Annotated in this window: 19 protein-coding genes; all 19 read left to right on the top strand. The window is 61.3% G+C overall.

Annotated features, from left to right (window positions below; genetic code table 11):
- The first annotated feature begins 9 nt into the window (after positions 1–9).
- The 19 genes from ACP3RB_RS05835 to ACP3RB_RS05745 all read left to right on the top strand — a co-directional run bounded on the left by ACP3RB_RS05835 (position 10) and on the right by ACP3RB_RS05745 (position 25110).
- Positions 10–2058, top strand: coding sequence for an ATP-binding cassette domain-containing protein (locus ACP3RB_RS05835; RefSeq protein ID WP_426698782.1), 2049 nt, complete (start codon positions 10–12; stop codon positions 2056–2058).
- A gap of 408 nt (positions 2059–2466) precedes the next feature.
- Positions 2467–3822 carry a M50 family metallopeptidase gene (locus ACP3RB_RS05830; RefSeq protein WP_426698781.1) on the top strand — a complete coding sequence of 452 codons (1356 nt, stop codon included), beginning with the start codon at positions 2467–2469 and terminating at the stop codon, positions 3820–3822.
- Positions 3823–3961: 139 nt separating this feature from the next.
- Positions 3962–5104 (top strand): flavodoxin-dependent (E)-4-hydroxy-3-methylbut-2-enyl-diphosphate synthase, encoded by a 1143-nt coding sequence (gene ispG, locus ACP3RB_RS05825; RefSeq protein ID WP_044142245.1) that lies wholly within the window; start codon positions 3962–3964, stop codon positions 5102–5104.
- A 281-nt stretch (positions 5105–5385) separates the two neighbouring features.
- Positions 5386–6534: a GNAT family N-acetyltransferase gene (locus tag ACP3RB_RS05820; protein WP_426698780.1), complete on the top strand. Its 1149-nt coding sequence runs from the start codon at positions 5386–5388 to the stop codon at positions 6532–6534.
- A gap of 112 nt (positions 6535–6646) precedes the next feature.
- The gene (locus ACP3RB_RS05815) at positions 6647–8479 is read left to right on the top strand and encodes a proline--tRNA ligase (protein ID WP_426698779.1); all 1833 of its coding nucleotides are present in this window, start codon (positions 6647–6649) and stop codon (positions 8477–8479) included.
- Between the two features lie 99 nt (positions 8480–8578).
- Complete coding sequence (gene rimP / locus ACP3RB_RS05810) at positions 8579–9250, top strand: ribosome maturation factor RimP (RefSeq protein ID WP_315294399.1); 672 nt, start codon at positions 8579–8581, stop codon at positions 9248–9250.
- A 109-nt stretch (positions 9251–9359) separates the two neighbouring features.
- Complete coding sequence (gene nusA, locus ACP3RB_RS05805; protein WP_426698778.1) at positions 9360–10445, top strand: transcription termination factor NusA; 1086 nt, start codon at positions 9360–9362, stop codon at positions 10443–10445.
- 251 nt (positions 10446–10696) lie between these two features.
- A complete protein-coding gene (locus ACP3RB_RS05800) occupies positions 10697–11038 on the top strand; it encodes a YlxR family protein (RefSeq protein WP_049360583.1) in 342 nt (113 codons plus the stop codon).
- Between the two features lie 219 nt (positions 11039–11257).
- Positions 11258–14110: a translation initiation factor IF-2 gene (gene infB, locus ACP3RB_RS05795; protein WP_426698777.1), complete on the top strand. Its 2853-nt coding sequence runs from the start codon at positions 11258–11260 to the stop codon at positions 14108–14110.
- A gap of 188 nt (positions 14111–14298) precedes the next feature.
- A complete protein-coding gene (gene rbfA / locus ACP3RB_RS05790; protein ID WP_279754375.1) occupies positions 14299–14739 on the top strand; it encodes a 30S ribosome-binding factor RbfA in 441 nt (146 codons plus the stop codon).
- Positions 14740–15837, top strand: coding sequence for a tRNA pseudouridine(55) synthase TruB (truB, locus tag ACP3RB_RS05785; protein ID WP_426698776.1), 1098 nt, complete (start codon positions 14740–14742; stop codon positions 15835–15837).
- A gap of 192 nt (positions 15838–16029) precedes the next feature.
- A complete protein-coding gene (locus ACP3RB_RS05780) occupies positions 16030–16782 on the top strand; it encodes a DUF4345 domain-containing protein (RefSeq protein ID WP_426698775.1) in 753 nt (250 codons plus the stop codon).
- 286 nt (positions 16783–17068) lie between these two features.
- A complete protein-coding gene (locus ACP3RB_RS05775) occupies positions 17069–18085 on the top strand; it encodes a bifunctional riboflavin kinase/FAD synthetase (RefSeq protein WP_294631521.1) in 1017 nt (338 codons plus the stop codon).
- A 217-nt stretch (positions 18086–18302) separates the two neighbouring features.
- A complete protein-coding gene (locus ACP3RB_RS05770) occupies positions 18303–18761 on the top strand; it encodes an S-ribosylhomocysteine lyase (protein WP_005507094.1) in 459 nt (152 codons plus the stop codon).
- On the top strand, positions 18761–19654 hold the full coding sequence (gene mtnN, locus ACP3RB_RS05765) for a 5'-methylthioadenosine/S-adenosylhomocysteine nucleosidase (protein ID WP_426698774.1): 894 nt from the start codon (positions 18761–18763) through the stop codon (positions 19652–19654). Before ACP3RB_RS05770 ends, mtnN begins: the two co-directional genes overlap by 1 nt.
- 296 nt (positions 19655–19950) lie before the next feature.
- Entirely contained in the window at positions 19951–20253 is a 303-nt protein-coding gene (locus ACP3RB_RS05760) for a hypothetical protein (RefSeq protein ID WP_060823745.1), read from the top strand.
- Positions 20254–20505: 252 nt separating this feature from the next.
- Positions 20506–21906: an amino acid permease gene (locus ACP3RB_RS05755; protein WP_426698773.1), complete on the top strand. Its 1401-nt coding sequence runs from the start codon at positions 20506–20508 to the stop codon at positions 21904–21906.
- A gap of 256 nt (positions 21907–22162) precedes the next feature.
- On the top strand, positions 22163–22432 hold the full coding sequence (gene rpsO, locus ACP3RB_RS05750; protein ID WP_005507098.1) for a 30S ribosomal protein S15: 270 nt from the start codon (positions 22163–22165) through the stop codon (positions 22430–22432).
- A gap of 458 nt (positions 22433–22890) precedes the next feature.
- Positions 22891–25110 carry a polyribonucleotide nucleotidyltransferase gene (locus ACP3RB_RS05745; protein WP_426698772.1) on the top strand — a complete coding sequence of 740 codons (2220 nt, stop codon included), beginning with the start codon at positions 22891–22893 and terminating at the stop codon, positions 25108–25110.
- Positions 25111–25264: the final 154 nt, after the last annotated feature.

Here is a 25264-nt window from a genome sequence, read left to right as displayed (position 1 = left end):
GGAGTAGCCATGACTGACTCCCGCGCCGCTCACGCGCACCCACCAGCCTATAGCGTCGATATTCAGGGAGTGTCCCAGCACTTTATGCAGGGTGACACTCGAATTGACGTGCTCAAAAATATTGACCTGAAAGTCCGCTACGGAGAAGTCGTCGCCATCCTGGGACCGTCCGGTAGCGGCAAATCAACCCTGCTGAACATCCTCGGTCTGCTCAGCACGCCCGCCTCCGGAAGCTACCTGCTGGACGGTACAGACACCGCAACCTTCAACGCGGCACAGCGAGCTGAAGCGCGCCTGAACAGCATCGGTTTCGTCTTCCAGGCGTTCCACCTCATCGAACATAAGAACGTGTACCGCAACGTTGAGCTACCACTCATCTACCGTGGTGTTCCCAAAGCGGAACGAGCACAACGTGTTGAAGATACTCTCGCCCTGCTGGGGTTGAGCCACCGCACGGATGCACCCATCACCACTCTCTCCGGCGGTGAAAAGCAGCGTGTGGCTATTGCTCGTGCGCTCATTGGGGAACCCGCCTTGCTGCTCTGTGACGAGCCGACCGGCTCGCTGGATGAAGAGCTCACCCGTGAAGTGATTGACCTGCTTCGTGAATGTACAGGGGAACAGCAAAGCACGATTGTGATTACCCACGACCCGCTCGTGGCGGAGCACTGCGACCGGGTGCTACGTATGCACGAGGGGCAGCTCATCGAGCAGAAGGCACCGAGTCAGGAAGAAACGACCGTTCGCGCGTCTCTGAATCAGCCTAGCTTTGCTGAGGAACAAGCATCTAAGCCGCAGGGCAGTGGTCGTGCACCCTGGGCGCTCGCCTCCCTCAAAGAAGCCTGGGACGCTACCGTTCACCGGGTGAGGCGCAATATCTTCACCATGCTTGGCGTGGTCCTGGGTATCGCCTCGCTCGTGCTGACCGTTGGTCTGACCGCCACCATTTCTGGGCAGCTAGCTGACAGCTTCGACATTTTTAGGGCTAAGCACCTGACGGTAAGCTCCACTCGAACCGAGCCCATGAGCCGGGCTGAACTATTGAGCCTGGCGGCAAGTGAGAACTACCGGCGTGTTAGCCAGCTGAACGGAGTGACCGGTACCGCGCTAGTGGATCAGCTGTATGAATCCGCCGATGTTCAGCGCGGCCCAGACAATTTTGGCGAGCGCGGCGCTAACGTAACGGCTGCCGTCCTTGCGGCAACCCCCAGCATCTTTAGCGTGCAGGGTCACGAGCTGGTGTGGGGTCGTACCTTCGATGAGGGGCACGTGGAGCGGAACGATAAGGTTGTGGTGCTCAGCGAAAGCGTGATGCGCCAGCTCGCGCTGCCCTACAGCCCCGGAGTTACGGTCTATATTCGCGATGAGCCGTACACCGTCATCGGTGTGGTGCGGGAGAACCCCTCGCTGACTCTGTCGTACGGTTCGGTCTATCTGCCTCTTGGAGCGAAGCCTGGTGCCGATGCGGAAGAAGCGCAGCCCGCTGCCGGTGGCGGCGCGGCGGCGGCGCAGACCGGTAAGCGTTCCACTCAGATTGTGGTGAGTACTGTTGCCGGTGCCGCAAACCAGATTGCGGAGGAAGCACCGTACGCGCTCTCGCCGGAACGTCCCGCCCTGTATAGCGTGAGCGTTCCGCCGGAGCCGAAAACTCTTCGTGAGGCTGTCGACCAGCAGCAACGCACCATGCTCATAGCCATGAGCGTTATTACCCTCGTGATTGGCGCGATGGGCATCATGAATACGTTCCTGGTTGCGGTGATGGAGCGTCGCCGTGAGGTTGGTTTGCGTCTGGCTATTGGTATGCGCCCTTCGGGTATTCTGCTGCAGTTCTCGGCGGAGGCGCTGCTGACCGGCATCCTGGGCGCTGTGGCTGGTATTGTGCTGGCGGTTAACGGCATCTCGATTGTGTCTTTGATGAACCGTTGGACGCCGATTATTAGTGCCGACACTATTCTGCTGGGTTTGGGTGCTGGCGCGCTGGTTGGCGTGTTGGCTGGCCTGTACCCGGCGGCGAAGGCTTCGCGTATTGATCCGGCGCAGACCCTGGCGGCAGGCTAGTCGCGTTGAGTAGGTGTTGAGGGGCGGTGTTCGTCCTGGCTTCGCTGGTTGGGACGGCACGCCGCATGTTTCCTCCGCGCCTACGCAGGGGCACCCGTCACCCGGACGCTCCGCTTTCTCCTTGCTTCGCTGCGGAGAGCGTCCGTGTGACACCCTGAGGGCGCTTCCGGAAAACACGGCGCGCCACCTCGGGTAGCCTAGCGTGCGTGTGGAGGGGCGGTGTCGTCCGAAAGTGACATCAGGGTGCCCGAAGCGCAGCGAGGGCGGGTGCCCCTGTAGGAACGAGGACGAACACTGCCCCTCCTCATCCATGCTCCGTAAGCCCAAAAGAAAGCGGGGGAGGGCGCCTTCACAGGCTAAGCGAGTATCCTAGAAGCTTCCTATCCCCGAACCGAAACGAGTAAAAGCGTGGAAATCCTGCTGTACGCTGTGGGCATTATCCTCATGGCAATCGCTATTGCCGTCTCGATTGCCCTGCACGAGGTGGGGCATCTGGTGCCCGCGAAGCTGTTCAATGTGCGCGTCCCGCAGTACATGATTGGCTTCGGTAAGACCGTGTTTTCTTTCCGCCGCGGCGAGACTGAGTACGGTTTCAAGGCGATCCCGTTGGGCGGTTACATTTCGATGATTGGCATGTACCCGCCGAGCCCTGCTGAGGTGAAGGAGCACCATGAGGAGGGCCATTCGGGCAGTACCAGCCCGTTTGCGTCCTTGGCTGAGGAGGCGCGTGCGGCGGATGCTGAGCGCCTGAAGCCCGGCGATGAGGACCGCCTGTTCTATAAGTTGCCGGTGCTCAAGCGCATGGTGATTATGCTGGGTGGCCCGACCATGAACCTGCTGATTGGTGTGGTGTGTACTGCTGTGCTGATTTGTGGTTTTGGTACGGCGCAGGTGACGAATAAGGTGTCGGCGGTGTCTGAGTGCGTGCCGAGCGTGAATGTCACTCATGATTCGATTAGCTATGGCGGGTGTACGGATAAGTCCACTCCGTCGCCTGCGAAGGCTGCTGGTGTGCAGGTGGGTGACCGCGTGGTTGCTGTGAATGGTGCGTCGACGGGTTCGTGGGAGGCCGTGTCTTCGGCGATTCGTGCGGCGGGTTCTCATCCGAGCACTTTGACGGTGGAGCGTAATGGTCAGCGTCTGGATTTGTCGGTGACTCCGGTTGAGATGATTCGCCCGGTTTCTGATGGTAAGGGCCAGTATGCGCGTGCTGCGGATGGCTCGATTGCGACGACTCGCGGCGGTTTTGTGGGTGTTTCGCCGTCGAGTGAGTTGGTGCCCGGTTCTATTACTGAGGTGCCTGCGATGGTGGGCGATACGCTCTCCCGTGTGGGTTCGTCGATGTTGTCGTTGCCGCAGCGTGTGTGGGAGTTGACGGTGACTTTGGTGACTGGTGGTGAGCGTAGTGCCGAGTCGCCGGTGTCTGTGGTTGGTGTGAGCCGTATTGCCGGTGAGGTGACGGCTACTGACCGTATTGATGTGAAGGCGAAGGCTGCGATGTTGGTCTCGCTGGTGACGAATATGAATTTGATGCTTTTTGCGTTTAATCTGATTCCGCTTTTGCCTCTGGATGGTGGCCACGTGTTGGGTGCTGTTTGGGAGGGTGTGCGTCGTTTCTTTGCGCGTTTGACTGGGCGTAAGGATCCGGGTCCGTTTGATCCGGTGAAGTTGTTGCCGTTGACGTATGTGGTGGCGGGCGCGTTTATTGTGATGTCTATCATTCTGATTGTGGCGGATATTGTTAAGCCCATCACCCTGTTTTAGTGTGTTGTCACGCGCGGTAAGGGTACCCGTATTAGTGGTTTCTTTCGCGTCAGTGGCACAATAAAAAGTTGAACGAAGGATGCGTCGTACGTCCTTCATAACCCATGTATGGAGGAAAACCTTGTCGGTCAGCCTTGGTATGCCGAAGCCCGCTCCCGCGGTTCTGTCCCCGCGTCGTAAGACCCGCCAGTTTAAGGTGGGTTCTGTCGGTGTTGGTTCTGAATCTCCGATTTCGGTGCAGTCGATGACGACCACTAAGACCCACGACATTGGTGCGACTCTGCAGCAGATTGCTGAGTTGACCGCTGCCGGTTGCGATATTGTGCGTGTGGCGTGCCCGACTGATAAGGATGCGGAGGCTCTGCCCATTATTGCGAAGCAGTCCCGTATTCCGGTGATTGCTGATATTCACTTCCAGCCGAAGTACGTGTATGCGGCTATTCAGGCTGGTTGCGGTGCTGTGCGTGTGAACCCGGGTAATATCCGTAAGTTCGACGACCAGGTGAAGGAAATCGCTCAGATGGCTTCGGACCACGGCGTTTCTCTGCGTATTGGTGTGAATGCTGGTTCGCTGGATAAGCGTCTGTTGGAGAAGTACGGTAAGGCTACTCCGGAGGCTCTGGTTGAGTCTGCTGTGTGGGAGGCGTCGCTCTTTGAGGAGCACGGTTTCCGTGATTTCAAGATTTCTGTGAAGCACAATGACCCTGTGGTGATGGTGGAGGCGTACCGTCAGCTGGCTGAGCGCGGTGACTGGCCCCTGCACTTGGGTGTGACTGAGGCTGGTCCGGCGTTCCAGGGCACTATTAAGAGCTCGGTGGCGTTCGGTACTCTGCTGTCGCAGGGTATTGGCGATACTATTCGCGTGTCGTTGTCTGCTCCTCCGGTTGAGGAGGTGAAGGTGGGCACCAAGATCCTGGAGTCGCTGAACCTTCGCCCCCGCAAGCTGGATATCGTTTCGTGCCCGTCGTGTGGTCGTGCGCAGGTGAACGTGTGGGAGCTTGCTGAGAACGTGACGAAGGGCCTGGAGCACATGAAGGTTCCGCTGCGTGTTGCCGTGATGGGTTGCGTGGTGAACGGTCCGGGTGAGGCTCGTGAGGCTGACCTGGGTGTGGCGTCCGGTAACGGTAAGGGCCAGATTTTCGTGAAGGGTGAGGTCATTAAGACTGTGCCTGAGGATCAGATCGTTGAGACTCTGATTGAAGAGGCTACCCGTATTGCTGCTGAGATGGAGGCTTCGGGCGAGTACGTTCCCGAGGGTTCCCCGGCTGTTTCGGTGAGCTAGTTAGCTTTTGTGCGCGGAGGCGCCCTGGTGGGGGCGCCTCCGCGTTTTTCCGGTGATGTCCGGTTATGGTGGTGGCAGGCTCGGTGCGTGCCGCTGCCGGTTGTTGCCGGATGATTCGGCGCCTTTTCGGGGCCGCATGTCCCCGGATTTTCACTCAATTCTGTCGCTCATTCTCTATCACTCAACAGGTCATGTTCACTCTTTTTTCTCGCCGCCGTAAAGCCCATCGTGCCCGACGTGCTGCTGTTTCGACTGCTGTTTCGACGATGGATTCTTCCCCTATGCCTGATCGCGTGAAGGAACACGTTTTTGCTCTGGACGCTCGGTGGTGCGATGAGCTGGAGGAGGTCCTGTTCAGTGACCCGGTCCCGAATCTGTACCCCATTGAGCACTATTTGGCGTGCCCTCTTCCGGTGAGGGCCCCGCGTATTCCGCTGCACTACTATCAGGGTTTTGTGGGGTGTGAGCGCGACGGGCAGCTGTGCTGTGTGCTGCTGTTGGGTTCGAATGTGGTGCCGGTGCGATGGTGCGGTGCCGCTGTTGAACATGCCGCGGTTGAACACGTTGAACACGATGCGGATTCTTACGGCGCTGAAGCACTGGATGCCACCGCGCCGGATGCCCCTAACCTGGACGCTACGGCGCTCGCGCATCGTGACGCGCTGGCTCAGCTACTACTGCAGGTGGGTTCTCGCCTGGATTCGATGTTCGGTGAGAGCGCCTTCGTGATGCCCCTGTGGACGCGCATGCAACAGCTGTGCGAGCAGAATCGGGGCGGCAAGAGCCCGGTGCCGCTACTGCAGATGCTGCAGCCGAGCCTGCGTGACGGTTGCGATCACCGTGCACGGGTTCTGTCGGAACGCCCCAATCAGCCGCTGCTGTATCTGCCGCCGGAGAAGGACCTGACCCGCTTCTACACTGCGGAGCTTCCTGAGCTGCCGGCGCACCTGCCCGCGCCCCTCAAGCCGGGGGAGAGCCTTCTGATTGGTGAGCCTGCCGGGTATGCGCGCCTCGCCACCTCCGCGGACCTGGGGGAGCTTCTGCCCGCCGCAGCCGCCATGTTCACCGAGGAGGTCGGCTTCGACCCGATTGCCCGCTACGGTGAGGGCTACGCGGCGCGCCTGCGCACGCTCATTGCCGGCCAGCGCAGCGCCATTGTCACCGACGTGAACGGGCGCGTCATCTTCAAGGCGGATGCGGGCATCGTGAACCTGGACGCCGCGCAGGTGCAGGGCGTGTGGCTACACCCGGACTACCGCGGCTACGGGCTGGCTAAGCCCTTCTTTGCCGCAGCCGCGCAGATTCTGCAGCGCCAATACCCGCACTTGAGCCTGTACGTGAACGACTACAACGCCCGCGCTCTTGCCATGTACCGGGGGACCGGTTGGGAGCAGATTGGGCAGTTCTCGACCATCATTTTTGAGCGCTAAACACGCCGAACCCTAAAACGCTATAAAATTAAAGACGACTGTGCCTTTTTCTCGGCTTACTCGGTGAGCCGCGGGCACCCTACCTAAACCTATCGACCTTTCAAGGAGAATCGTGGTACTTCGCCTTTCCAACCTCTTCGTGCGCACTCTGCGCGAGGACCCCGTAGATGCTGAGGTCGCCAGCCACAAGCTGCTGGTCCGCGCCGGTTACATCCGCCGCGCAGCCCCCGGCGTGTACACCTGGCTGCCCCTGGGCCTGAAGGTACTGCGCAAGGTCGAGAACATTATCCGCGAAGAGATGGACGCCATCGGCGCGCAGGAAGTTCACTTCCCCGCACTGCTGCCCCGCGAACCCTACGAGGCAACCAACCGCTGGGACGAGTACGGCGACAACCTCTTCCGCCTCAAGGACCGCAAGGGTGCCGACATGCTGCTGGCACCCACCCACGAGGAAATGTTCACCCTGCTGGTCAAGGACCTGTACTCCTCCTACAAGGACCTGCCGGTTTACCTGTACCAGATTCAGACCAAGTACCGCGATGAGGCGCGCCCCCGCGCGGGTCTGCTGCGCGGCCGCGAGTTCATCATGAAGGACTCCTACTCCTTCAACATTGACGATGAGGGCCTGAACGAGGCGTACATGGCGCACCGCGCCGCCTACCAGCGCATCTTCGAGCGTCTGGGTCTGGAGATTGTCATTGTGACCGCACAGTCCGGCGCGATGGGCGGCTCCCGCAGTGAAGAGTTCCTGCACCCGACCCCCATCGGTGAGGACACCTTCGTGCGTTCCGCGGGCGGCTACGCGGCAAACGTTGAGGCCGTCACCACCGTGGTTCCCGAGGAAATCGAAATCACCGAGGACACCCCCGCGGCAATCGTTCTGGACACCCCCGACTCCGCCACCATTGAGACCCTGGTGGAGCGCATGAACGAACTGCACCCCGAGGTCACCGGCGGCACCCTGGAGGCTTCGCAGACCCTCAAGTGCTTCGTAGGTACCGTCATCACCCCCTCCGGCGAGCGTAAGGTCTTCGCCGTGGGCGTTCCCGGCGACCGTGCCGTGGACCTGGGCCGCGTTGAGGTCAACATCGGCGCCCTGCTTGGCATCGGCGGCGAGGTCGAGGTCGAGGCAGCCAGCGAAGAGGACCTGAAGGCATACCCGCAGCTGGTCAAGGGCTACATTGGCCCCGGCCTGAGCCTGGATGCGCCCCTGCTCGGCGCACACACCGAGGACGAGGATGCGGTGGCTTCCGCAACCGGCATTCCCTTCTTCGTTGACCCCCGCGTGGTGCGCGGTACCCGCTGGGTGACCGGCGCGAACGAAGAGGGCAAGCACGTAGCGAACCTGGTCTTCGGCCGCGACTTCACCGCCGACGGCGTGATCGAGGCGTGCGAGGTGCGCGAAGGCGACCCGGCACCGGACGGCTCCGGCGAGCTGGTGGCAGCCCGCGGCATCGAGATGGGCCACATCTTCGCCCTGGGCCGCAAGTACGCTGAGGCACTGGGCCTGAAGGTCCTGGACCAGAACGGCAAGCTGCAGACCGTGACCATGGGCTCCTACGGCGTGGGAGTGACCCGCGCACTGGCCGCTATCGCCGAGGGCAACCACGACGAGAAGGGCCTGATCTGGCCGCGTAACCTGGCACCGGCGGATGTGCACATTGTCATCACCGGTAAGGACGCAGCATCCCACGAGTACGCTGAAGAGCTCAGCGCATCCCTGGAATCCGCCGGCCTGCAGGTCATGCTGGACGACCGCCCGAAGACCAGCCCCGGCGTGAAGTTCGGCGACGCCGAGCTGCTGGGTGTGCCCACCATTCTGGTGATCGGTCGCGGCTTCAAGGACGGCGTGCTGGAGCTGAAGGACCGCCGTAGCGGTGAGGCTCGCGAGGTGTCCGTCGAGGACGCGGTGGCTGAGGTCATCGCTGAGGTGCGCGGCGCCTAAGGCACGCCACCAGCCCGCAAAGACGTAAAACCGCCGCCACCCGCCCCCCTCCTAAGAGGTGGGGCGGGGCAAGTGGCGGAAGACTGAAAGAAGAGAACTATGGCATATAAGCCGAAGCGTTCTGGCTCTAAGAAGAGCGCCCCGAATGCGCGCGCTCGCCGTGCCGCATCCCGCGTGGCGAATGGTGTGAACACTCCCCGCGCTCGTGTTGAGAGTGAGCCCGTGGTGGAGGCACCGGTGCGCGTGGGTACCCGCGCGATCCGTGAGGAGGAGGTTGCCGAGGCGATTGCCCCGGTGATCTCCGAGTTCTCGCTGGTGCTGGAGGGCCTGAAGATTTCGGGCCCGGCGGCGAACCGTACCGTGAAGATTACGGTGGACTACACTGCTGAGCGTACCGATTCGCTGTCGCTGGATTCTCTCGCGGAGATTTCCGGTGCGATTTCGAGCGCCCTGGACCGTGCGGATGAAAACGACGAGTTCTTCCCCTACGAGCTGGAGGTGTCCTCGCCCGGCGCTACCCGCGCCCTGACCGAGCGTCGCCACTGGGAGCGTGCCCGTACCCGCCTGATTGCGGTCACCGCACCCGACGGCACCGAGTACCTGGCGCGTCTGCACGAGGTGCAGGATGAGGGTCCGGTGTTGGCTCGTAAGAAGAACACGAAGAAGGGTCAGAAGGAGTCCTACCACGAGCCGAGCTTGCTTCCGTGGGAAAATATTGCTTCTGCTCACGTCGAGATTGACTTCAATTCGCCTGCTGAGCCGGTAGAATAGAGTTATTAAAGCTTCAGGCACGGGGTGCTCCGTGCCAGGTATATACCGTTCGGGAGCCGGGGCGCATTGAGCGTCCCGGCGCCGTGCTAAGTGGGAAAGGCTGAAAAGCGTGGAGGATATTAAAACTATTGACCTGGGCGCACTGCGCGCATTGGCGAAGCAGCGCTCTCTCGTCATGGAGGAGCTCTTCACCCTGGTTGAGAACGCCCTGCTGATTGCGTACATGAAGCAGCCCGGCGCCATTAAGGGCTCTCGTGCCGTCATCGACCGCACCACCGGCGAGTTCGTCATTCTGGCTCCTGAGCTTGATGAGGACAACCAGAAGATTGACGAGTTCGACGATACCCCGAACAACTTTGGCCGTATCGCTGCCGCAACCGTCCGTCAGGTGCTCTCGCAGCGTCTGCGTGACGCTGAGGACGCATCCGTTCTGGGTGAGTTCAAGGACCGTGAGGGCACCCTGGTGTCCGGCGTGATCCAGCAGGGCAACAACCCGCGTATGGTTCAGGTTGACCTGGGCACCGTTGAGGCTGTTCTGCCCAGCAACGAGCAGGTTCCGGGCGAGAAGTACCCGCACGGTACCCGCCTGCGCGCCTACCTGGTTGAGGCTCGCCGCGGCCCCAAGGGTCCCTCGATTGTGGTTTCTCGTTCGCACCCGAACCTGGTTCTGCGCCTGTTCGAGCACGAGGTTCCCGAGATCTCTGAGGGCTTGGTGTCCATTAACTCCATCGCACGTGAAGCTGGCCACCGCTCCAAGATTGCTGTGTCCGCGAAGAACCCGACCATTAACGCTAAGGGTGCGTGCATTGGCGATATGGGTGCTCGCGTGCGTGCGGTTGCTGCCGAGCTGAACGACGAGAAGATTGACATTGTCGACTACTCGACCGATCCGGCAACCTTCATTGCTGCGGCGCTGTCCCCGGCGAAGGTCACCGAGGTCATTATCGCGAACCCGCGCGAGTACTCTGCTCGTGCCGTGGTTCCGGACGACCAGCTGTCCCTGGCGATTGGCCGCGAGGGTCAGAACGCACGTCTGGCTGCGAAGCTGACCGGCTGGCGTATCGATATTCTCTCCGAGTCCAAGTACGCTCAGGTTCGTGCCGAGGAAGAGGTTGCAGCTCGTGTGGCCCGTAGCCTGGCTGAAGAAGCAGCAACTGAAGAAGTAGTAGAAGAGTCCGCACAGGACGCTGAATAAGCATTAGCCCCGGTGAGGGGCGTATCCCGTGGTATATCACGTTGATGCAGGCGCAAGATATTGGGCAGTAACGTGCCCGGTGTTCTTGCGCCTGCGTCACAGTTTTGCCCATGATTCTTAAAAACGGGATACACTATTAAGATGTACCGGTGCGTAACCGGGCGCTTTGACGTGCCCTCGCACACACCGGATAGAGCATCACGAATGTACCGCGAACGCGGTTCTACACACACTAGAGAGGGGAGAGGACCATGAGCGATCACGACCTCACCGCAACCTCCGAAGCGTTTGAAGGACCGGTCCGCACCTGCATCGGATGCCGTGCCCGCGATGAACAGCGCAACCTGCTGCGCATCGCCCGCACACCCGTCACGTCTGCTACCGAGCAGGCGGACACCCCGCCCTATCAGCCCGATGTGGCGGGAACTATGCCCGGACGAGGCGCTTGGATCCATCCGAGCGAAAAGTGCGTAGCCGCTCTACAGAAAAAGAACGGCCTGGCGCGCGCCTTCAAAAAAGCGGTCCCTGCAGCCCAGCTGCAGGCCTGCTGCGAGCAGATTCGAGCCGTGATTGCGGACTCGACCCCCTCGTAGACGCTTTTCGGGCATATGCCCTCTGTAAGTCAACGAGTTTGACGACTTCTTATCTGAAAGCGAGTCAGAAAACTGATGGATATCTAATGAGTGCCGCGAAATGAGTACCCTTTCGTGCTCACCCACCGGCAATTTCACGAATTGGCGCGCCTTCGGGCGTGCACCCCGTAAACATTAGTGTCCGCACCATTCCCGGTGCGGACCGGGAATGGAGAAAATTTGGCTCAGCCTCGAGTACACGAGTTTGCTAAAGAAGTAGGCGTACCTTCCAAGGAAGTTATCGCCAAGCTCAAGGATATGGGCGAGTTCGTTAAGAGCTCCTCGTCCACCCTGAACCCCATGGTTCTGAAGAAGTTGCGCGCGGAATTCCCCGCCGCAGCCGCTAAGCCTGCCGCAAAGGCAGCACCCGCGGAGTCGGCAGCTAAGCCGGCACCCAAGCCCGCAGCGGCAAAGCCCGCCGCTAAGCCTGCGGCAACCCCCAAGCCCGCAGCGGCAAAGCCTGCCGCAAAGCCGGCACCGAAGCCTGCAGCTAAGCCCGCAGCAGCTGAGAGCGCAGCTCCCAAGCCTGCAGCAGCTAAGCCCGCCGCAAAGCCGGCAGCAGCACCCAAGCCCGGCGGCCCCCGCCCGGGTAACAACCCCTTCGCATCCCAGCAGGGCATGGCACGCCCCGAGGCTGCACCGAAGCCGGCAGCGCCCAAGCCTGCCGCTCCGAAGCCCGGCCCCAAGCCCGGTCCTCGCCCCGGTAACAACCCCTTCGCGTCCCAGCAGGGTATGAAGCGTGGCGGCGGCGACTCCCAGCGTTCCGGCGGTCCCCGTCCGGCACGTAACGGTCGTCCCGGCGGCAACGGCGGCGCACGCCCCGGCGGTAACGGCGGTCCCCGCCCCGCAGGTGGCGCACGTCCCGGCGGTAACGGTGGCCCCCGTCCGGCAGCTGGCGCACGTCCCGGTGCACCCCGTCCGGCTGGTGGCGGCGGCGCACGCCCGAACCCCTCGATGATGCCCAAGGTTTCCAACGTTGGTGGCGGCGCGTCCGGTTCCAACAACGGCGGCGGTAACGGTGGCGGCGGCGCACGTCGCGGCGGCGGTTCCGGCGGCTTCAACCGCGGTCCGGGTCGTCCCGGCCCCGGCGGTCGCGGCAATGCACAGGGTGCATTCGGTCGCGGTGGCTCCAAGCGTAAGGGCCGCAAGTCCAAGGCAGCTCGCCGCAATGAGCAGGAGCAGCTGAACGCACCGGCACCCGGTGGCGTGGTTGTTCCTCGCGGCGACGGCTCGACCGAGATTCGTCTGCGCCGCGGCGCGTCCATCATGGACTTCGCTGAGAAGATTGGCGCAAACCCGGCATCGCTGATTACGGTTCTCTTCCACCTGGGTGAGATGGCTACCCAGACTCAGTCCCTGGACGAGGAGACCTTCGAGCTGCTGGGTGCAGAACTGGGCTACGTCATCAAGATCGTTTCCCCGGAGGATGAGGAGCGCGAGCTGCTCGAGTCCTTCGACATCAACCTCGAAGCCGAAGCAGAAGCTGAGGGCGAGGACGTTCTGGAGGTTCGTCCCCCGGTCGTTACCGTCATGGGTCACGTCGACCACGGTAAGACCCGCCTGCTGGACGCTATCCGTAACACCAACGTCATTGAGGGTGAGGCCGGCGGCATTACCCAGCACATTGGTGCATACCAGGTCCACACCACCGTTGAGGGTGAAGACCGCGCGATTACTTTCATCGATACCCCCGGTCACGAGGCGTTCACCGCTATGCGTGCCCGCGGTGCGAAGGTCACCGACGTGGCAATCCTCGTGGTCGCAGCGGATGACGGCGTTATGCCCCAGACCGTTGAGGCACTGAACCACGCACAGGCAGCTAACGTGCCGATCGTGGTTGCTGTGAACAAGATCGATAAGGAAGGCGCGTCCCCGGAGAAGATTCGTGGCCAGCTCACCGAGTACGGTCTAATCCCCGAAGAGTACGGTGGCGACACCATGTTCGTGGACGTCTCCGCTCGCAACGGCACCAACATCGACGAGCTGCTTGAGGCTGTCACCCTGACCGCTGACGTGCTCGAACTGACCGCTAACCCGAACAAGGAAGCACGCGGCGTTGCTATTGAAGCAAACCTGGATAAGGGCCGCGGTGCGGTTTCCACCGTCCTGGTTCAGTCCGGTACCCTGCGCGTCGGTGACGCTATCGTTGCCGGTGTTGCTCACGGTCGTGTTCGTGCAATGTTCGATGAGAACGGTCAGGCTGTGAAGGAAGCTGGCCCGTCCCGCCCCGTTCAGGTGCTGGGTCTGTCCACCGTTCCTCGTGCAGGTGACACCTTCCTCGCCACCGAGGAAGAGCGTACCGCTCGTCAGATCGCTGAGAAGCGTGAGGCTGCTGATCGTAACGCTCAGCTGGCTAAGCGTCGTAAGCGCGTGACCCTTGAGTCCTTCGATGCCGCTGTGGCTGAGGGCAAGATGGACACCCTGAACCTGATCATTAAGGGTGACGTCTCCGGTGCTGTGGAAGCACTGGAAGAGTCCCTGATGAAGATCGACGCCGGTGGCGACGAGGTTCAGCTGCGCGTCATCCACCGCGGTGTGGGTGCTATTACCCAGAACGACGTGAACCTGGCTACCGTGGACAACGCGGTCATCATCGGCTTCAACGTCCGCCCGGCAGAGCGCGTTGCAGAACTTGCCGACCGCGAAGGTGTCGAGATGAAGTTCTACTCGGTCATCTACCGTGCGATTGAGGAAATTGAGCAGGCCGTCAAGGGTATGCTCAAGCCCGAGTACGAGGAAGTGGAGCTCGGCTCCGCAGAGATCCGCGAGGTCTTCCGCTCCTCCAAGTGGGGCAACATCGCAGGTTCGATTGTCAAGAACGGCATCATCAAGCGCAACGCCAAGGCACGCCTGGTGCGCGATGGTTCCGTGGTGGCAGACAACCTCACCATCGAGTCGCTGCGTCGTTTCAAGGACGACGCTACCGAGGTTCGCGAAGGCTTCGAGTGTGGTATTGGCCTCGGCTCCTTCAACGACATCAAGGAAGGCGACATTATCGAGACTTGGGAGATGCGCGAAAAGCCGCGTGTCTAAGACTCACACGCTGATGCGCCCGTCACCCGCTAGTGTTCCCGCACCCGCAGGCTCCTAAAACTGGAGTCGGCGGGGCGGGTGCTGGCGGGGCGGGCGCTTCCGCATTACCTGGAACGCTTCCAAAGAAGCACCTCGAGTGCCCACGGAGGCGCTACGAAATTTCACCACGATATTTCAAGGAGAAACACATGGCTGATGCAGCCCGCGCGGCACGACTTGCCGACCGCATCAAGGTAATTGTGGCGAAGGCGCTGGAGCGTCGTGTTAAGGATCCCCGCCTCGGTTTTGTGACCATTACCGATGCCCGCGTGACCAACGACCTGCAGCACGCAACCCTCTACTACACCGTGTTCGGTTCCGAAGAGGACGCCGAAAATACCAAGAAGGCGCTGGAATCCGCTAAGGGTATTCTGCGCTCCGAGGTGGGTAAGAACATTACTGCCCGCCTGACCCCCACCCTGACTTTCGTCGCTGACGAGGTTCCCGAGAACGCCTTCCACATTGAGGCGCTTCTGCGTGAAACTCGCGAGCGCGACGCCGCCCTGGCTGCTGCAGCTGAGGGCGCACAGTACGCTGGTGAGGCTGACCCGTACAAGAAGGATGAGCCTGCCGAGGGTGAGGACGCCTAAGTGGCGAAGAAGCAACCTCAGGGCCCGTCCGGCCTGATGGTCATTGATAAGCCCGCCGGGATGAGTAGCCACGACGCAGTCTCTCAGATGCGTCGTATTGCTGGCACCCGGCGGGTTGGTCATGCCGGTACGCTGGATCCTGCCGCGACCGGCGTGCTGATTTTGGGCATTAATAAGGCGACCAAGCTGCTGACCTACCTGGTCGGTCAGGATAAAACCTATGACGCGACGATTCGCCTGGGCATTGAGACGCTGACTGAGGACGCCGAGGGCGAGCACACCGCCGCGCATCCGGACGCCGTTGAGGCGCTGACCGGTTTGGACGCTGAGCAGATGCGTGCGCGCATCCTGGAGGCTGTGGCGCAGTTGAGCGGCGATATTCTGCAGGTTCCTTCTGCGGTATCCGCTATTAAGATCAACGGTGTTCGTTCGTATGCGCGTGTGCGTAGCGGTGAGCAGGTTGAGTTGGCGGCGCGTCCGGTGACGATTAGCGAGTTCACGGTGCATTCTGTGACTGCCGGTTTTGCCGAGTACGTGATTGAGGACCCCGAGAACGAGGGCGAACACGCGGCAACCTCGGTTCCCGTGATTGACTGTGATGTGACGGTTTCGTGCTCTTCGGGTACCTACATTCGTGCCCTGGCGCGTGATTTGGGTAAGATTCTGGGCACCGGTGGCCACCTGACGGCTCTTCGTCGTACCCGTGTGGGCGCGGTGGTGCTTGAGGATGCCGCCGATTTGGCGCAGTTGAAGCAGCGCCGTGAGGAGTCGGAGGCACCGCTGGAAGATCTGCCCCTGCTTCCCCTGGAGGAGGCGGCACGCCGCATCTTTGGTGCGCGTGAGCTCTCCGCTGCGGAGGCGAGCGATATTTCTTACGGGCGCCGTATTAGCCCCAGCGGTGACGGTTCCGTGGTAAAGCGTTCCGTGCACGCGAGCGCGGATGAGTCCGGCGCGGTGCAGCATGCCAGCGTTGAGGGTATTGTGGCGGGCTTCGCCCCGGACGGTACCCTGGTAGCCCTGTTGGAGAATAAGAAGCAGCGCGGGAAGGTGCAGGCCGCCCCGGTGCTGGTTTTTGAGGCGAATCGTTCCTTCAACTAGGTGTTGAAGGCTTATGATAAGCGAAGAGGGTTCGGTGTTTGCGCCTGCTCAAATCTGATTTGCCCAAATCTATCTGATTCAGCGCCCTGTTGAAGGTGCCCCCTATTCATTCAACACGCTAACGTATATACAACCCCTGAACACACATGACTACTCGTGCGGGTGCCGCCCGGCCCTGCTGAAGGAGAGAAGATGAGCGAGAACCAGAGCTCCGCTAATAAGGCGAGTGAGCCTCGTACCGCGCCGGTACCCCGCGTGGAGTCTGCACAGGCTGAAGCTACCGCATCCGGGGCTGCTGCGACCGGAACTGCTACTCAGGGCGGTGCCGCGAAGGCTTCCGGTGCTAAGACTGCTGAGCCTATTTCTGCGGCGAAGGCACCCGAGGGTGTTCGCGTAGCCGCACCGGCGTCCGGCGATAAGGCGTCGCAGAAGGCAGCTAAGAAGGCTGAGAAGAAGGCAACCCGCGAGGCGTTTGCCCGCCCGAAGAGCCTTGAGGAGGCGGCTAAGCCTCAGAACCGTGCGGCGTTCCGCGCGGCGGTGGCGCTGTACGGTCTGTTCATGATTGCGTACGGTGTGTGGCAGGTTCTGGGCGGTGTCCGCGTGATTCCGGATGCGCCGCAGGATTTTGCGAACCCCTCGGTGCAGTCGAACTACGTGTTCTTCGCGGCAACCTATGTGGGTGTGGGCCTGTCCTTCGTGTTCATTGCCCTGAAGTTCAAGTGGGTGAACATGCTCGTGTTCTCCTGCCTGGTGGTTTTCCTGGGCGGCGTGGGTCGTATCCTGTCGTGGGCGTTCTTCGGCACCCCGCACTGGTCGCTGATTGTGCTGATGGTGACTGAGCTTGTGATTCCTCCGTGCCTGCTGGTGTGGTACAGCTGGATTAACAAGTCCAATAAGATTCGCGAGGAGATGCTGAAGGCTTCTCGTAACCAGGCTCGTAAGTAGTAGTCGTAACGCCCGGGAAGGTTCCTGCCGTACGGTGGGGTGCCTGCCCGGGCTTTTTTATGGACCGGGCTTTCTTATAGGCTGGGTTCTCTGCGGGCGGGGCTTGCTGACGGGTGAGGCTCTGCCGCTGCCCGTCAGATACCCCTCCGCACCCGCCAAATGAGGGGAGAGGGCACCGCCTGCCAGGGCCGCCGTTCCATTCCCTGTTGATTCCCGTTTTGAATTCTGCATCCTGCCGCCTGTGGTCTAGGATGGTTAGGTACATTTATCTTTTTCAGGAGAGCCCGTGACCCTCTACACCGCTTTGAGCGAGGTCCCCGCCGGCTACGGCCCCTCGGTCGTGACCATCGGCAATTTTGACGGCGTGCACCGTGGACATGCCCGCGTGATTTCGCGCGTGGTCTCCCTTGCTGAAGAGCACGGTTTGAGCTCTATTGCGGTCTCTTTTGACCCGCACCCGATGCAGGTGCATCGTCCCGAGGTGCCCCATCACGACATTATGGGTCAAGGCTCACGCCGCTACTTCATGTGCCTGCTGGGTCTGAATGACTACCTGCTGCTGAACTACAACCTGGAGTTCGCTTCGCAGACCCCCGAAGAGTTCGTGAAGTCCACCTTCGTGGATGCGCTGAACGCGCGTTTCGTGGTCATTGGTGACGACGTGCGCTTTGGTAAGAACAACTCCGGCGACCTGAACACCATGCGTGAGCTGGGGGAGAAGTACGGCTTTGAGGTGGTTGTCGTTGAGGATCTGATGGTGGATGAGAACACCCGTTGCTCCTCGACCCGCATCCGTCAGCTGTTGCTGGAGGGTGATATGCCCGCCGCAGCCGAGCTGCTGGGCCGCCACCACATGATGGCTGGTGAGGTCGTACACGGTCTGGCGCGCGGCCGCGAGTTGGGCTTCCCGACCGCGAACCTTGAGCTTGAGGCGCGCGGCTTGATTCCCGCCGATGGCGTGTACGCCGGCTGGCTGGTGGACGAGTCCGGTAACCGCCACCCCGCCGCTATTTCGGTGGGTACGAACCCGACCTTTGACGGTATTGAGCACCGCCAGGTTGAGGCGCACGTGATTGACCGCCCGGAAGAGCGCGTGGAGGATTTCAACCTGTACGGTCAGCGTGTGCTGATTGAGTTCGTGAAGCGTCTGCGCCCCATGGTGGCGTACACCGGTGTTGAGGCGCTAATCGAGCAGATTAGCGATGACGTGGTGCAGACCCGCGAGGTGCTGGCTGAGGACGCGAAGAACTACTGCCCGCCGGAGTGCCCGGTGCAGGCGGAAGTGAAGCATCCCCACTTCTAACCCCACCACCTCTCACCCCACTATTGGGAGCCGCAGCCTGCGTTTTCTGCGGTGATGACGTGTGATGCCCCGGCGGTAAGATTTTCGGATCTGCCGCCGGGGATTTTGTGTGCCCGACCGGATGCGCTGCCCATGAAACATCCTGCGTTACCCGCGCGGCACCCGTGTTTTAGCCGTCCCCGTTTTAGTCGCCCCGGTTTTAAGAGAAGATAGAGTCATGGAAAAAATGAACGTCGAATCCTTCAACCTCGACCACCGCGCCGTAGCAGCACCCTACGTGCGTATCGCAGACCGCAAGGTCCTGCCCGGTGGCGACACCCTCATCAAGTACGATATCCGCTTCACCCAGCCGAACACCGCGCACCTGGAAATGCCGACCGTGCACTCCATCGAGCACCTGAGCGCCGAGCATATGCGCAACCACACCGACCGTCTGATTGACTTCTCCCCGATGGGTTGCCAGACCGGTTTCTACGCGCTGACCCTGGGCCTAGAGCCCGAGGAGTTCTTCCCCATCCTGGAAGCAACCCTCAACGATATCCTCAACGCGACCGAAGTTCCAGCAGCGAACGAGGTGCAGTGCGGTTGGGGCGCCAACCACACCCTCGAGGGTGCGCAGGCGGCGGCTCGCGAGTTCCTCGCGGCACGCGATGAGTGGGCGCAGGTGATGGCGTAATGAGCGCACAGATTCCCGACGCTTTCGCATCCGCCTTCAACCCGGTGGACTTTGACCCGAACGCTTTCGACCCGGCTGAGGCATTCAACAGCATGTTTGAGCTGATGGACGGCATGTCCAACGCCATCATCATTCAGGTGGCTATGGATGAGGAGCTCGCACCCTTCCTGAAGGTGACCGAGGAGCTGCAGCCCTCCTTCACCGAGGGCGCGGCGGTATTCCACCCGCGCTACCTGCAGGTGGGCGAGGACCAGGTTCCGCTGCTGCTGGTTCGCTCCAAGATTGGTCTGGTGAACGCGGCGAGCGCCGTCACCGAGGCGATCAGCTACTCCTCGAACTGCCTGGGCGTCATTAGCGCAGGTACCGCCGGCGGTTTGGCTCGCGGCATTAACGTGGGCGACGTGCTGATTGGCGAGAACTACACCTACACTGACGCCGACGCGACCGCGTTCGGTTACGCACGCGGCCAGGTTCCGGGCATGCCCGAAAGCTATGACGGTCAGGCGGATGAGTGGCAGGATGCCCTGGAGCATGCGCTTGCCGCATTGGAGCCGGTGCGTGAGCAGGCTGAGAGCCCGTGGGAGGTGCGCCGCGGCCAGATGCTGGCGGGTAACTCCTTCGTGACCGCCCACAACGTAAAGGACACCCGCGAAGCATTCGAGAGCGCCATCAGCACCGACATGGAGACCACCGCTATTGCGCAGGTCTGCCACAACTACGAGATTCCGTTTATCGGTGTGCGTTGCGTCTCTGATCTGTGCGGCCCGGAGGCTGACCAGGACTTCCACCTCTCCGTGGACGTGGTGGCTCCTCGTTCGGCTCGTTACGCTCTGCAGCTGGCTGCTGAGCTATGGACCGAAGCGCAGCTGGAGGCGCTGGACCTGGCGCTCTAAAGATCTGGCGCTCTAAATCTCTAGAGCATGCGGCACGAAGTGAGCTCGCATTCAGAAGTGCCGGGGCGTGAACCTGATGGGTTTGCGCCCCGGCATTTTTGAGCCGGTTTTTGAGCCGGTTTTTTCGTAGCGGTCTTTTTACGCCGGTTTTTGTACGCCACTCTTTCTGCCGCCCGGCACCTTGATGGACCCGGCTCGTGAGAAATGCAGAAATATTAATCGCGGTGAATATACATTCTGTGTGTTGTGGAGTACTATGTTTGAAGAAACTATCCGATCTCACAGAGGAGTACGTCGTGAAGTTCTGTCCGACCCTCGCCTCCGTCACCGGTCTGCTCGGTGGCTACAAGGTTGCATCTAGCACCGGCATCCGCCCGCTCGGTGGCGCTGTCCTGGCACTGTGCGGTGCCGTGGCTTACAAGAATTGGAAGCGTAAGGCTGGCGCAGGCCGTGCCACCTTCCTCACCGCTCTCTACTTCGGCGCGTTCGGCGCCGCTCATCCGCTCGCCAAGAAGCTTGGCGCGTGGCCTGCAGTCTACACCGTGACTGCTGTAACCGCTCTGTCCTCCATCGTCATTGGACGTAAGCGACAGAAGTAGTCTTTGACACAAAGACGGCGGAAAGGCAACGTTGCCTTCCCGCCGTCTTTTGCATTCCCACCCACCGTACCGGTTGGGTGGGGATGCGACGGGGCGATGCGCGAAGGCAACACCTTCCGCGCAACGCCCCATCACTCGATGGGGAGTGAATCAACCGGTACCGCTCTCAGTCACCTGCTGAGCTGCGGCACCACCCGATACGTTTCCCCGCCACCGGCGGGTACACCCCACGAGGTAAAGGAAAAGAAGAAGATGAATACCACTCCGGGCTCATCCCCGGTACAGCAGGGAGCAGAGACTTCCGAGAACCCGCAGCTAGCGCGTGGACTCTCCCTGCGCCACATCATGTTCATCGCCCTCGGCTCCGCCATCGGCACCGGCCTGTTCTACGGCTCGGCATCCGCCATTCAGCTGGCGGGCCCCTCCGTGCTGCTTGCCTACGTTATTGGCGGCGCGGCAGTGTTCATGGTGATGCGCGCAATGGGCGAACTCGCCCTGGCGCACCCGGTCTCCGGTGCATTCTCTGAATACGCCACCCGCTACCTCGGACGCTGGGCTGGCTTCGTGACCGGCTGGACCTACGCCCTAGAAATGGCGCTGGTCGCCATCGCGGACGTCACCGCCTTTGCCGTGTACATGAAGTTCTGGTTCCCGAACAGCCCCTCCTGGATTTGGATCGTCTCCGTCCTGCTGATTCTGCTCGCCATTAACCTAGCGAAGGTCAAGGCATTCGGCGAGACCGAATTCTGGTTCACCCTCGTGAAGGTCAGCGCCATTATCGCCATGATTGTTGGCGGCGTGATCCTGCTCTTTGTGGGCGTGCAGGCACACGACTCCGTGGCGCCCTCCGTCACGAACCTCTGGGCTCTTGAAGGCGGCTTCTTCGCGAACGGATTTACCGGCTTCCTCGCTTGCTTTACCGTGGTGATGTTTGCCTTCGGCGGCATCGAAAATATTGGTATTGCCGCCGGTGAGGCGAAGGACCCGCGCACCTCAATCCCCAAGGCGATTCGCACGGTGCCGTTCCGCATCCTCATCTTCTACATTCTGACCCTGTCTGTCATCATGTCCCTGTACCCCTGGTACTCGGTGACGAAGGCGAACTCGCCGTTCGTGCAGATCTTTGAGGGCCTGGGCATTCCGGCTGCCGCGTCGATTCTGAACGTGGTCATCATTACCGCCGCAATCTCTGCGCTGAACGCGGACGTGTACGGTGCCGGCCGCATGATGTACGGCCTGGCGAAGCAGAACCTGGCGCCGGCCTCCTTCGCGAAGGTCACCAAGAACGGTGCGCCCTGGATGACCACCCTCATCATGGTGCTGGTCATGGCGGTCGGCGTGATCGTGAATGTGCTCTTCGAGAACGCGTTCGAGGTGGTCGCCTCCCTGGCAACCTTCGCGACCGTATTCGTGTGGGTCATGATTCTGCTGGCGCACATCGCGTTCAAGCGCAGCGGCGCCGATACCGAGGCGCAGCCGGTACGCCAGCCCCTGTGGCTGAGCTACCTGGCGTTGGCGTTCATGATCTTTATCGTGGTGCTCTTCGGCTGCTTTGCCGATACCCAGCTGGCGCTGGTGATGGGCGCAATCTGGTGCCTGTTCCTGCTGGGCTACTACCGCCTCGTGGTGGTCCGCGCTCGCACTGAAGCATAAACACAAAATAAACGTAGGAGCCGGTACGAGAGTCCGGTGCGAGAACCCGGCTGTGAAGCCCGGCGACCGGTAGTGTGATGAGCTACCTGTCGCCGGGCTTCTGCTCACCCTTCCACGAAAGCGCCCCGGTAGCGTAGAATGGGAAGAACGCGTCTGCAGTCCGCAGTAGACGACGTGTATTACAGGGCGTAAGCCCACCACCCGGCGGCAACCGTCCGTACGGGACGTATGCGGTACTAACTCTAGGAGTTAAAAAGTGGCACTGGATCCCGCTGTCAAGCAGGCAATCATCAAGGAATACGCAACCCACGAGGGCGACACCGGTTCGCCCGAGGTTCAGATTGCAGTTCTGTCTCGTCGTATCGCCGACCTGACCGAGCACCTGAAGTTCCACAAGCACGATCACCACTCCCGTCGTGGCCTGATGATCCTCGTTGGTCGTCGCCGCAACATGCTCGGCTACCTGAAGAGCGTCGACATCGAGCGTTACCGTTCGCTGATTGAGCGCCTGGGTCTGCGCCGATAAAATAGGAGCGTCTTGACGCTTTTGTGGTGATTAATCGCCTTTAGGCGGTGTGTGCGGACGTGCTGTCAGCACTACCATGCCTCCATCACGGAGGCGGGTAGCGCCAGCGCGTCCGTACTGCCGCGTTGAGGGGCGCATCTTCCGCTCGCTAGAATCCCGCGAGATTCTAACGCTCGAATCCAAAGCGAGATTCCGGCGCTAGAGTCCACCGCTAGATTCCACAGCGAGAAATCGTTGGAAGATGCCGCCTCCCTCACCTGAAAGAAAGAACAGAAGGCCGTGCCGGCACACACGCCGCGGTCCTCGGTAGCGAATTACGGAATAACACCACCCCCACGACCTTGCCGTCACACGTCGCGCACACACGTGATGTACAAGGTAGGGGGGGGAGATGCCGTGGTTTCCTATCGAAGGCCGACTCGTGCGCCGTACGGCCTGCCAAGAAGAAAGAAGGAACCGTGGAAGGTCCCGAAATCAAGTTTGCTGAAGTCGAAATCGACAACGGCATTTACGGTAAGCGCCACGTGCGCTTTGAAACCGGCCGTCTCGCCAAGCAGGCTAACGGCTCCGTCCTCGTCACCATCGATGACGAGACCACCCTGCTCTCCGCAACCGCAATCGGCAAGTCTCCCCGTGAGGGCTTCGACTTCTTCCCGCTGACCGTGGACGTGGAAGAGCGCATGTACGCAGGCGGCAAGATCCCCGCATCGTACTTCCGCCGCGAAGGCCGCCCCAGCACCGAAGCAATCCTGGCTGCACGCCTGATTGACCGCCCGCTGCGCCCCGCCTTCACCAAGGGCATCCGCAACGAGGTGCAGGTCGTTGTGACCGTCCTGACCTACGAGCCGGACGAAATCTACAACACCTTCGCAATCAACGCTGCATCCGCATCGACCTCCCTGTCCGGTGCGCCGTTCAACGGCCCCATCGGTGGCGTGCGCATGGCACTGATTGACGGCCAGTGGGTCTGCTTCCCCAAGTACTCCCAGCTGGAAAACGCTGTCTTCGACATGGCTGTTGCAGGCCGTATCGTCACCAAGGCTGACGGTACCGAAGACGTCGCGATCATGATGGTTGAGGCAGAAGCAACCGACAACTCCTGGAAGCTCATCAAGGAAGACGGCCAGACCGCCCCCACCGAAGAGATCGTCGCAGAGGGCCTGGAAGCAGCCAAGCCCTTCATCGCAGCACTGTGCAAGGCGCAGGCTGACCTGGTCGCTCGCGCAGGCAAGCCCGCCCTGGAACTGCCCTTCTTCGGCGGCCACGGCGAGGACGTCGACGCAGCAGTTGAGGCATTCGCAGCAGACCGCCTGGCAGAGGTGTACTCCATCGCTGGCAAGCAGGAACGCGAAGCAGCAGCAGCCGAGCTGCAGGAAGAGCTCATGGAAGCTCTCACCGGCGAAGGTAAGGAATTCGAAGAGCGTTCCAACGAGGTCTCCGTAGCATTCGCTGCCCTGACCAAGCACGTGGTGCGCCAGCGCATCCTCACCGAGCAGGTCCGTATTGACGGCCGCGGTCTGACCGACATCCGCCAGCTCACCGCTGAGGTTGAAATTCTGCCCCGCGTTCACGGTTCCGCTCTCTTCGAGCGCGGCGAAACCCAGATCATGGGTATCACCACCCTGAACATGCTCAAGATGGAGCAGCAGCTGGACTCCCTGCACCCGGTCAAGTCCAAGCGCTACATCCACCACTACAACTTCCCGCCGTACTCCACCGGTGAGACCGGCCGCGTGGGTTCGCCCAAGCGCCGCGAAATCGGCCACGGTGCACTCGCAGAGCGCGCAATCACCCCGGTGCTGCCCTCCCGCGAAGAGTTCCCCTACGCAATCCGTCAGGTCTCTGAGGCTCTGGGCTCCAACGGCTCGACCTCCATGGGTTCGGTCTGTGCATCGACCCTGTCCCTGCTGAACGCCGGTGTGCCGCTGCGCGCACCCGTTGCAGGTATCGCAATGGGCCTGGTCTCTGACGAGGTTGACGGCGAGACCCGCTACGCAGCCCTGACCGACATCCTCGGTGCGGAAGACGCACTGGGCGATATGGACTTCAAGGTGGCAGGTACCTCCGAGTTCGTGACCGCTATCCAGCTGGACACCAAGCTCGACGGTATCCCCGCATCCGTGCTCGCTGGTGCACTGACCCAGGCACGTGAGGCTCGCCTGCACATCCTCGAGGTGCTCGTCAGCGCGATTGACGCACCGGATGAGATGAGCGAGTTCGCACCGCGCATTATTTCCGTGAAGATCCCGGTCGCCAAGATCGGTGAGGTCATCGGCCCCAAGGGTAAGATGATCAACCAGATCCAGGAAGACACCGGCGCAGACATCTCCATTGAGGACGACGGCACCGTGTACATCGGCGCAGCTGACGGCCCCTCCGCCGAGGCTGCACGTTCGGCAGTGAACGCTATTGCTAACCCGCAGGTTCCCGAGGTTGGCGAACGCTACCTGGGTACCGTGGTGAAGGTGACCGACTTCGGTGCGTTCATCTCCCTGACCCCCGGTAAGGATGGCCTGCTGCACATCTCCGAGATGCGTAAGCTCAACGGCGGCAAGCGCGTTGTTGACGCTGAGGACGTTGTCTCCGTGGGCCAGAAGGTCCAGGTGGAGATTACCAAGATTGATGACCGTGGCAAGCTCTCGCTGGCACCGGTTGTTGAGGGTGGCGACGACGAGTAGTCGTAACCCCCGCTAAGTGATGAGGGGCGTTCGGCGCACCCGGTGCGGTTCACTCCCCGCCGGATGCACCGGGCGCCCCTTCGCTGTGCTTGCCCCGCATCTTTTGACGCTCACCCGCCCCACCAACTGTGGGACTACCTACAGATAATAGGGC

Source organism: Rothia mucilaginosa (genome assembly GCF_049990865.1).
In the GTDB taxonomy this organism is placed as follows: domain Bacteria; phylum Actinomycetota; class Actinomycetes; order Actinomycetales; family Micrococcaceae; genus Rothia; species Rothia mucilaginosa_I.
Note: the sequence above shows the minus strand (reverse complement) of the source record. Positions and strands in the feature narration are given on the sequence as shown.

What these genes read in the sequence shown, in the direction of transcription:
- ACP3RB_RS05835 (WP_426698782.1), top strand. Translation starts at nt 10, where the DNA reads ATGACTGACTCCCGCGCCGCTCACGCGCACCCACCAGCCTATAGCGTC.
- ACP3RB_RS05770 (WP_005507094.1), top strand. Translation starts at nt 18,303, where the DNA reads ATGGAAAAAATGAACGTCGAATCCTTCAACCTCGACCACCGCGCCGTA.
- ACP3RB_RS05755 (WP_426698773.1), top strand. Translation starts at nt 20,506, where the DNA reads ATGAATACCACTCCGGGCTCATCCCCGGTACAGCAGGGAGCAGAGACT.
- ACP3RB_RS05820 (WP_426698780.1), top strand. Translation starts at nt 5,386, where the DNA reads ATGCCTGATCGCGTGAAGGAACACGTTTTTGCTCTGGACGCTCGGTGG.
- rimP (WP_315294399.1), top strand. Translation starts at nt 8,579, where the DNA reads ATGGCATATAAGCCGAAGCGTTCTGGCTCTAAGAAGAGCGCCCCGAAT.
- ACP3RB_RS05800 (WP_049360583.1), top strand. Translation starts at nt 10,697, where the DNA reads ATGAGCGATCACGACCTCACCGCAACCTCCGAAGCGTTTGAAGGACCG.
- ispG (WP_044142245.1), top strand. Translation starts at nt 3,962, where the DNA reads ATGCCGAAGCCCGCTCCCGCGGTTCTGTCCCCGCGTCGTAAGACCCGC.
- rbfA (WP_279754375.1), top strand. Translation starts at nt 14,299, where the DNA reads ATGGCTGATGCAGCCCGCGCGGCACGACTTGCCGACCGCATCAAGGTA.
- ACP3RB_RS05780 (WP_426698775.1), top strand. Translation starts at nt 16,030, where the DNA reads ATGAGCGAGAACCAGAGCTCCGCTAATAAGGCGAGTGAGCCTCGTACC.
- mtnN (WP_426698774.1), top strand. Translation starts at nt 18,761, where the DNA reads ATGAGCGCACAGATTCCCGACGCTTTCGCATCCGCCTTCAACCCGGTG.